This is a genomic window from Halomonas sp. NyZ770 (assembly GCF_020616575.1).
GTDB lineage: Bacteria > Pseudomonadota > Gammaproteobacteria > Pseudomonadales > Halomonadaceae > Vreelandella > Vreelandella hamiltonii.
The window spans coordinates 2,441,364-2,450,657 of sequence record NZ_CP085143.1 but is presented as its reverse complement, the minus strand read 5'-3'; the positions used below and the strand labels follow the sequence as shown (position 1 = coordinate 2,450,657).

Genomic DNA, 9,294 nt, shown 5'->3' with positions numbered 1-9,294 from the left:
TATTATGCTGTTTGCTGACTCAATGTCACTGCTGTGGCTAAGTTATTACGGACTTTCGCTGCTGGTCGTGCTGGCCATCTATTTTGCGTTGGCCTGGTTGCCGCGCCTGCCTCGTCTTGTCATTACCTGGGGCGTGGCGGGCGTCATGTGGATGCCGGCCAATTACCGCTTGCCGCTGGTGGAAGAGGGTGAGTTCTATACCGGCTGGGCGCCATCGGCCATGGTCGCGGCGGTGGCGTTTTTCGAACATAGCGCCAGTGGTCTGCGCAATGGCCTGCTGTGGGCGATTCTGGGCATTGCGCTGGGCGCCTGCGTGGGGATTGCGCTATGGTGGTGGCGGCGTCCGATGCCGGTCGAAGAAGCCCCTGCACGCCGTCAGAGTGTCGAAGAGCCTCAGCCTGTCCGCCGTCGTGAGCCGGTGATCCGTTGATCTCCAAACTGGCCGGGGAGGCGTCTTCATGTGTGAGTTGATGGGTATGAGCGCCAATGTACCCACGGATATCTGCTTCAGCTTTTCGGGTTTTCTGCATCGGGGCGGCGGTACGGGGCCCCACCGCGATGGCTGGGGCATTGCGTTCTATGAAGAGGGCGGTTATCGCGAGTTTCGCGACCCTCACCCTTCCGTGGATTCGCCTATCGCGCGGTTGATATGCGACTACCCGATCAAGTCGCACGTGGTCATCAGCCATATCCGTCAGGCCAACGTGGGGGGCGTGCGGCTGGCCAATACGCACCCTTTTACTCGTGAAATGTGGGGGCGGCCCTGGTGCTACGCCCATAACGGTCAACTGAGTGACTGGCAACAACTGCCGCTGGGGCTCTACACCCCCGTGGGCAGTACCGACAGCGAGCACGCCTTCTGTTGGCTGATGGGCGAGCTGCGGCGCCATTTTCCTTCGCCTCCTGAATCGCCAGAGCTACTTTGGGAGCGGCTGCATGCGCTCTGCGAACAGCTGCGCGGGCTGGGGGTGTTCAACCTGCTGCTCTCGGACGGTGTCTATCTCTATTGCTACTGTTCTACCAAACTGGCGCACATCACTCGACGGGCACCGTTTGGGCAGGCGGAGCTCTCGGATGCCGAGATGACGGTCAATTTCGTCGAGCACACCACGCCCAACGATATCGTTTCGGTGGTGGCCACCGAGCCTCTGACCCACAACGAAGCCTGGCAGCGTATGGCGCCAGGTGAACTGTTGGTATGGCGTGGGGGAGAAATCCGTGCCCGTTATGGTCCAAAATCCTGACTATGCTAAAGAAATGGCATGACCAGAACGGTGGTGAGGGTCGACGGGCTTTAAGCTAAAGTTGAAACGCAAGTTTCAATCGTTCGTTTTACAGTCTGCTGGACGTCGTATATCGTTGGCGTTCATGAACCACTTGATAGCCTCGCCACAATAACAAGGTCGGTACAGCATCGACACGGATAGCGGAGATTCCCCATGAGCGAACACGCCAGCACCCCCATTTTACGCGGCCCAGCGCTTGAAGGGTTGGAGCAGTACGACTCGGTCACCGATGTATTCCATTCGGCAGTGAAGCGCTTCGCCCAGAAGCCAGCCTTTACCTGCATGGGCAAGACGCTCAGCTTTGCCGACCTGGACCGCTTGTCAGCGGATTTCGCCGCCTGGCTGCAGCATGAAACCGATCTGGAGCCGGGGGATCGGATCGCCATCCAGCTCCCCAACGTACTGCAGTTCCCGGTGGCCGTCTTCGGCGCACTGCGTGCTGGTCTGGTGGTGGTGAATACCAACCCGCTCTACACCGAGCGTGAAATGGCTCATCAGTTCAAGGACTCAAACGCCAAGGCCATCCTGATTCTGGCCAACATGGCCGACAAGCTCGAGAAGGTGCTGGACAAGACCGACATCAAGCACGTGCTGGTCACTCAATTGGGGGACTTGCATGACGTGCCCAAGCGCTGGCTGATCAATGCCGTGGTCAAGCACGTCAAGAAAATGGTGCCCGCCTACTCGCTGCCCAGCGCAGTTGGTTTTCGCGATGCGCTGAAGAAGGGCGCTTCGCTCACCCATCGCCCGGTAGATCGCACCCAGGAAGATCTGGCCTCGCTGCAGTACACCGGTGGCACCACCGGCATGCCCAAAGGGGCAATGCTGACGCACCGCAACCTGGTGGCCAACATGTTGCAAGCTCGCTCGGCCATTGGCGAGCATCTGACCGACGGTGAAGAGCTGGTCATTGCGCCGCTGCCGGTGTACCACATCTACACGTTTACCGTTAACTGCCTGTTCCTGATGGAAACCGGCAACCACTCGCTGCTGATTACCAATCCGCGTGACTTGCCAGCCTTCGTCAAGGAGTTGAAAGGGCTGCCGTTCACCGGTTTCATTGGTTTGAACACGCTGTTCAATGCCCTGTGCAACCGTGATGATTTCCGCCAGCTCGACTTCTCGAAACTCAAGCTGACCATTTCCGGCGGCATGGCCTTGACCAAGGCAGCCGCCCAGCGCTGGGAAGAGACCACCGGCTGCCCGATTGCCGAGGGCTACGGGCTGACAGAAACCTCTCCCATTGTCAGCTTCAACCCCAACGACGCCATTCAACTGGGCACCATCGGCAAACCCGTGGCAGGTACGGCGGTGAAGGTGGTGGACAGCGAGGGCAACGACGTGCCGTTCGGTGAGCCAGGGGAGCTGTGCGTGCAGGGGCCTCAGGTCATGAAAGGCTACTGGCAGCGTGAAGACGAAACGCGTAATTCCATCGATGAGCAGGGCTGGTTCCACACCGGTGACATCGCCATCCTTCAAGACGATGGCTATATCAAGATCGTCGATCGCAAGAAGGACATGATTCTGGTGTCCGGTTTCAACGTCTATCCCAACGAAGTGGAAGACGTCGTGGCCGCGCATCCCGACGTGCTGGAAGTGGCTGCCGTCGGGGTGGCCGATGAAAACGCCGGCGAAGCCATCAAGCTCTTCGTCGTGTCGAAAAACAGTCAGCTGGATGCCGAGACGCTGCGCGCTTGGTGCAAAAAGGAGCTGACCGCCTACAAAGTACCCAAGTACGTTGAATTCCGCGATGAGCTGCCCAAGACCAATGTGGGTAAAGTGTTGCGTCGCCAGCTGCGCGACCAGGAAGCCAACAAGGCCTGATACATTGCCATATTGGCTGGCGTTAGGCGTCACGTGATTGAAAGCGGTACAATGGTCGGCCCACTCCATGAGTGGGCCGACGTTTTATTCTGAGATGGAAACCGAGCCTAACGTGACCACCGACACGCACTCTTCTCGCACTGAATCCCCGCAAGATCCTGCTGCTTTGCTGGCAGTACTCGACGCATCGCTGGGTGATGTCATGCTTCGCGACCGTGAGCGCCTGGCCCGGCGTGTGTCGGGCTTGAAGCGACGGCAGCGTGACAACAAGCCGGTCGACCGTGGTGTCAACGAGCTGCGCCGCGACATGGCAAAGGCCACGCAGCTGCTGGCCCAGCGGGAAGCCTTGCGTGTTGCCTTGAACTACCCCGATGAGCTGCCCGTCGTCGAGCGTCGCGAGGACATTCTGGCGGCCATTCGGGAGCACCAGGTGGTGGTCGTGGCCGGTGAAACCGGCTCGGGTAAAACCACCCAGTTGCCCAAGATGTGTCTGGAGCTGGGGCGTGGACGCCAGGGCCTGATTGGCCACACTCAGCCGCGCAGGCTGGCAGCACGCAGCGTGGCATCCAGGCTTGCCGATGAGCTGGAGGTGGCACTGGGTGAGCAGGTGGGCTATCAGGTACGGTTCAATGACCAGAGCACGCCCACGACGCTGGTCAAACTGATGACCGACGGGATTCTGCTGGCCGAAACCCAGCACGACCCGCTGCTGTTGCGCTATGACACTCTGATCATCGATGAAGCCCACGAGCGCAGCCTCAATATCGATTTTCTGCTGGGCTACCTGAAGCGTTTGCTGCCTAAACGCCCGGACCTGAAGGTGGTCATCACCTCCGCCACCATCGACGTCGAGCGCTTTGCGGCCCACTTCGGCACGCCTGACGCACCGGCCCCGGTGGTCGAAGTCTCGGGCCGTACCTACCCGGTGGATGTCCTTTATCGCCCGCTGGTACGTAGCGAAGAGGACGAGGAAGACCGCACGCTGCAAGAGGGTATTCTTCATGCCGTGCAGGAAATCGAGACCATCGAGCGCCAGAAAGGCTGGCTCCACGGCCCCCGGGACGTGCTGGTGTTTCTGCCCGGTGAGCGTGACATTCGGGAAACCGCCGATACGCTGCGCCGTGCCGACCTGAAAGGCACCGACATTTTGCCGCTCTATGCGCGGCTGTCCAACGAAGAGCAAAATCGCGTGTTCGCCCCCCATCGCGGGCGACGTATCGTGCTGGCCACCAACGTGGCGGAAACCTCGCTGACCGTACCGGGAATTCGCTATGTCATCGACCCGGGCCTGGTGCGTATCAGTCGCTACAGCTACCGTGCCAAGATCCAGCGGCTGCCCATCGAGCCCATCAGCCAGGCCAGCGCCAACCAGCGCAAGGGGCGCTGTGGCCGTGTGGCCGAAGGGGTATGCATTCGGCTATATGATGAAGACGACTTTCTGGCTCGCCCGGCGTTTACCGACCCCGAAATTCAGCGCACCAACCTGGCGTCGGTGATTCTGTCCATGCTGGCGCTGAAGCTGGGGCACATCGAAGACTTTCCGTTTGTCGACCCGCCTGACGGCCGCTTCATCAAGGATGGTTTCCGGCTGCTGTTCGAGCTGGGTGCGGTGGACGACAAGCATCAGTTGAGCCCGCTGGGCCGTAAGCTGGCCAAACTGCCCATCGACCCAAGGCTGGCGCGCATGGTGCTGGCAGGGGCCGAACGGGGCAGCCTGCGCGACGTGCTGGTGGTGGTCTCGGCGCTGGCCATTCAGGACCCGCGAGAGCGGCCTGCCGACAAGCGTCAGGCTGCCGACCAGGCGCATCAGCGCTGGCACGACCCGGATTCCGACTTCGTCGCTTTGCTCAACCTATGGCACGGCATCGAGAATGCTCGCGAGGCGCTCTCGGGCAATCAGCTGCGCCGCTGGTGTCGCGAGCACTACATCAACTATCTGCGCATGCGCGAGTGGCACGATACGTTCCGCCAACTGCGTCAGCTACTGCGTGACATGGATATCGAGGTGCCGCCACCGCTGCCTCGCGATGAAGACGAAAGCGAAGAGCAGGCCAAGCAGGCGCGGCGTAAAACTTCTGGCAAGCTGCACCAGGCGCTGCTGTCGGGTCTGTTGTCCAATTTGGGAACGCTGCTGGAGAACCGCGAATACCTGGGCGCTCGCAACCGCAAATTCATGATCCATCCCGGCTCCGGGTTGGCCAAGAAGAGCCCCAAATGGGTCATGGCGTTCGAGCTGATCGAAACCACCAAGCTGTTTGCACGCACCGTGGCCAAAATCGACCCCCAGTGGATCGAGCCGCAGGCGCAGCATCTGGTCAAAAGCAGCTACAGCGAGCCCCACTGGGAAATGAAGCGCGCCCAGGTGGTGGCGTTCGAGCAGGTGACCCTGTTTGGCCTGCCTATCGTTGCTCGGCGCCGGGTGCACTATGGCCCCATTGCGCCCCAGGAGTCGCGGGAGCTGTTTATTCGTCGTGCGCTGGTCGAAGGCGAATTCCAGACGCGAGGCGCGTTCTTTGCCCATAATCGGGCGTTGATCGAAGAGGTCGAAGCGCTGGAGGATCGTGCCCGACGGCGCGATATACTGGTGGACGAAGAGAGTCTGTTCGCCTTCTACGACGAGCGCATCCCGGCGGACATCGTCAATGGCAAGGGCTTCGAACACTGGCGCAAGCAGGCCGAGCAGCAACAGCCCGAGCTATTGAAGTTCGATCTCGAGGCACTCAAGGCTCGTGATGCCCATGACGTGACCCAGGCGCAGTACCCGGATCACCTCACCCTGGCGGGCGTGGCCTATCCGGTGAGCTATCACTTCGACCCGGATGCCGAGGACGATGGCGTCACCCTTACCGTGCCCGCGGCGATGCTGCCGCAGCTGCCTGCCACTTCCCTCGACTGGCTGGTGCCCGGCCTGTTGCGCGAGAAGTGTATTGCGCTACTCAAGTCTCTGCCCAAAAGCCTGCGCCGCCAGGTGGTGCCTATCCCCGATTGGGTCGATGCCGCCCTGGAAACACTGGTGCCGGACGAGCGCCCCCTGACCGAAGCGCTTGGCGAGTTCATCCGGCGGCGTACCGGCACGCGGGTTCACCCCGACGACTGGCGCCTCGACCTGCTGCCGCCCCACCTGCGCATGAATGTGCGGGTGGTCGATCATGGTGGCAAGACCCTGGGGCAAGGGCGTGATGTACGTGCCCTGGAGCGGCGCTTCGAGGAAGCCGCCAGTGCCGGCGCCCAGGCGCTGGCCGAGCAGGCCAGCCAGGCACCCACGCTGGAAGAGCTGCCCGCATCGCCGCTGCCTGAATCTCGTGTCACCACCCAGGCCGGCATTCGCGTGGAAGCCTACCCGGCCTTGGTCGCTGAGGGCGGGCACTTCAAGGTCAGCCTGTTCGATCATCCCGCCAAGGCGCAGTTTGCGCATCAGGAAGGGGTGGCGCGGCTGGCCATTGCCAAGCTGCCCGAGCAGGTCAAAGCCATCAAACGGCTGCCTGGGGTCGAAAAGTGCGCGCTGCTGTTCGCCAAGGTAGGCAGCAAGCAGGCCCTGGTCGAGGATTTGCTGCTGGCGGTATTTACACAGGTCGTGGCACAGCATCCGCTACCGCGTTCTGCCGGTGAGCTGGCCGAGCGACTGGCAACGACCCAGCCTCAACTGGTGGCCCATGCCGAGACCGTGCTGGGGCGTGTCGAAGAGGCACTGAAAGGCCATCTTGCCGTCAGCAAGATTCTGAAAGGGAAACTTAATTTTGCACTGGCCCTGGTCTACAGCGATGTCAGTGCGCAGATGCAGCGGCTGGTTTACCCAGGCTTCATTCGTGATGCGGACGAGTGGCTCACGGAGTATCCACGCTACATGGAAGCCGCCTTGATTCGATTGGAAAAGGCCGCCCGAGAGCGGGGCAGGGACCAAATGCTGATGCAGGATGTCCAAGCCCTCGAAGCGCGCTTTGACGCACGGCGCAAGAGCGAGCGCCGTGGCGCGGCCGAAGACCCGACGCTGGTAGCGTTCGGTTGGTGGATACAGGAATTGAGAGTGTCGCTGTTTGCGCAGCAGTTGGGCACGCACATGCCGGTATCGGCAAAACGCCTGGAGAAGCGTTGGGAAGAGATCACCCGCGGGCAAGGCATTCAATGAAGGAGGTTGGCATGACACAGGCAGTGATTACCGGAACAGGACTCTATACGCCGGAACACGCGGTCGATAATGCAGCGCTGGTCGCTGCCTTCAATGCATGGGTAGATCGCGAGAACGCGCGCCATGCCGAGGCCATTGCCCAGGGTGAGCGGGCAGCGCTGGCCTATTCGAGTACCGAGTTCATCGAGAAGGCCTCGGGTATCAAGAGCCGTTACGTACTCGATGCCGCCGGGATTCTTGACCCTGAGCGAATGCGGCCTAAACTGCCACAACGTGCCAACGACGAGCCGTCGATTCAGTGTGAGATGGCGACCGAAGCTGCGCGTCAGGCATTGGCGTCAGCCAAGGTGTCGGCGGCGGATATCGAGCTGGTCATCGTGGCCTGCTCGAACCTGGAGCGCGCCTACCCGGCCGTGGCCGTGGAAGTGCAGCAAGCGCTGGGCACGTCGGGCTACGGCTTTGACATGAACGTGGCGTGCAGCTCCGCCACGTTTGCGCTGGAGACCGCGGCCAATGCGATTGCAGCGGGGCGGGTGAAGCGTGCGTTGATCGTCAATCCGGAGATCTGCTCGGCACATCTGAATTTTACAGACCGTGACAGCCACTTTATTTTCGGCGATGCTTGTACTGCTATGGTACTGGAAAGCAGTGAGGTGGCGGTGGCCAAGGAGCGTTATGCGATTCTGGGGACACGCCTGGTCACTCAATTTTCCAACGCGATTCGTAACAATGCCGGTTTTCTCAATCGAGTCACCGACAGCGACCCGCTGGCCCTGGACAAACTGTTCGTGCAAGAGGGAAGGCGAGTGTTCAAGGAAGTCTGCCCGCTGGTCGCCAAGCTGATCACCGAGCACCTGGCCTCCCTGGAGTTGAGCGGTGAGGACCTTTCGCGTATGTGGTTGCATCAGGCCAATCGCCACATGAACGATCTGATTGCCCGCAAGGTGCTGGGCCAGGAGCCCGATGTGTCGCAGGCACCGATCATCCTGGACCGCTATGCCAATACCAGCTCGGCGGGGTCCATCATCGCCTTCCATCTGCATCGCGAAGACTTGTCGGATGGCGATATCGGGGTGATCTGTTCGTTTGGCGCAGGGTACAGCGCGGGAAGTGTGATCCTTCGCCGGGAAGGCTAAGTACTTGAGATAAGTACGTCAGCGGCGAATCGTTGGCGTTGTACACCCTGAAGTTGCGTTGATGAAGTGAAAAGAGGAAACCCCATGCTGAGGTTGTTTGCCAAGCAAGACACGGCGCCTGGGACGTGGCGCCCCTGGCTCCCCGCTCTGTTGTTGGCCACGTTGACCATGGGTGGATGTGCCAGCACGTCTACCCAGGAGCGCGGCGACGCGAGCGGAGAGGGTGTCGTTGAGCAGTCAGCGCATCCGGAAGACCCTTGGGAAGGCTTCAATCGGCGCGTATTTGCTTTCAATGACGTGCTCGACCGCTATGCGCTGAAGCCTGTGGCCACGGGATACAAGACCATCACCCCTCAACCGGTGCAGACTGGCGTGGGTAATTTTTTCTCGAACCTGGGGGAAATTCGCACGGCCATCAACAGCTTGCTGCAAGGCAAGCCCGCCAATGCGGGGCTGGCCACGTCACGCTTCCTGATCAACTCCACGGTAGGGGTCGGTGGGCTGCTGGATTACGCGACGCATATGGAGATCACCGCCGAGCGTGAAGATTTCGGCCAGACCCTGGCCGTATGGGGTTGGGAAGATTCACGTTATCTGGTGTTGCCGCTGCTGGGGCCGCGTACCCTGCGCGATGCGTCGGGTTTCCCGCTGGATATCGCGGCGCACCCCATCACCTACATGGACGATCACCAGCTGCGTGCTGGCCTGACTGCACTCGATATCGTGCACTTGCGGGCGGGCCTGCTGGATCAGGAGTCACTGATTCGTGGGGATCGCTACCGATTCATTCGCGATGCTTACTTGCAGCGTCGACAGTTCGAGATCAATGATGGTGAGCTGGGCGACGATCCCTTTGCCATGGACGATTTCGAGTTCGACGATAGCGACTTTGGTGACGACGACTTCGCCGACTGAGGCTAGA

6 protein-coding genes are annotated in these 9,294 nt (G+C 60.8%); all 6 read left to right on the top strand.

Going from position 1 to position 9,294, the window contains the following annotated elements; all coding sequences use genetic code 11:
- Positions 1 to 4: 4 nt before the first annotated feature.
- The 6 genes from LG409_RS11270 to LG409_RS11245 all read left to right on the top strand — a co-directional run bounded on the left by LG409_RS11270 (position 5) and on the right by LG409_RS11245 (position 9,287).
- Entirely contained in the window at positions 5 to 430 is a 426-nt protein-coding gene (locus LG409_RS11270) for a hypothetical protein (protein ID WP_039182577.1), read from the top strand.
- Positions 431 to 458: 28 nt separating this feature from the next.
- Positions 459 to 1,244, top strand: coding sequence for a class II glutamine amidotransferase (locus LG409_RS11265; RefSeq protein ID WP_227406684.1), 786 nt, complete (start codon positions 459 to 461; stop codon positions 1,242 to 1,244).
- Positions 1,245 to 1,439: 195 nt separating this feature from the next.
- Entirely contained in the window at positions 1,440 to 3,110 is a 1,671-nt protein-coding gene (locus LG409_RS11260) for an AMP-binding protein (protein ID WP_227406683.1), read from the top strand.
- Positions 3,111 to 3,204: 94 nt separating this feature from the next.
- Complete coding sequence (gene hrpA, locus LG409_RS11255) at positions 3,205 to 7,236, top strand: ATP-dependent RNA helicase HrpA (RefSeq protein ID WP_227408114.1); 4,032 nt, start codon at positions 3,205 to 3,207, stop codon at positions 7,234 to 7,236.
- Between the two features lie 11 nt (positions 7,237 to 7,247).
- Entirely contained in the window at positions 7,248 to 8,372 is a 1,125-nt protein-coding gene (locus LG409_RS11250; protein WP_039182588.1) for a beta-ketoacyl-ACP synthase III, read from the top strand.
- A gap of 84 nt (positions 8,373 to 8,456) precedes the next feature.
- Positions 8,457 to 9,287, top strand: coding sequence for an MlaA family lipoprotein (locus LG409_RS11245; RefSeq protein WP_039182591.1), 831 nt, complete (start codon positions 8,457 to 8,459; stop codon positions 9,285 to 9,287).
- Positions 9,288 to 9,294 lie beyond the last annotated feature (7 nt).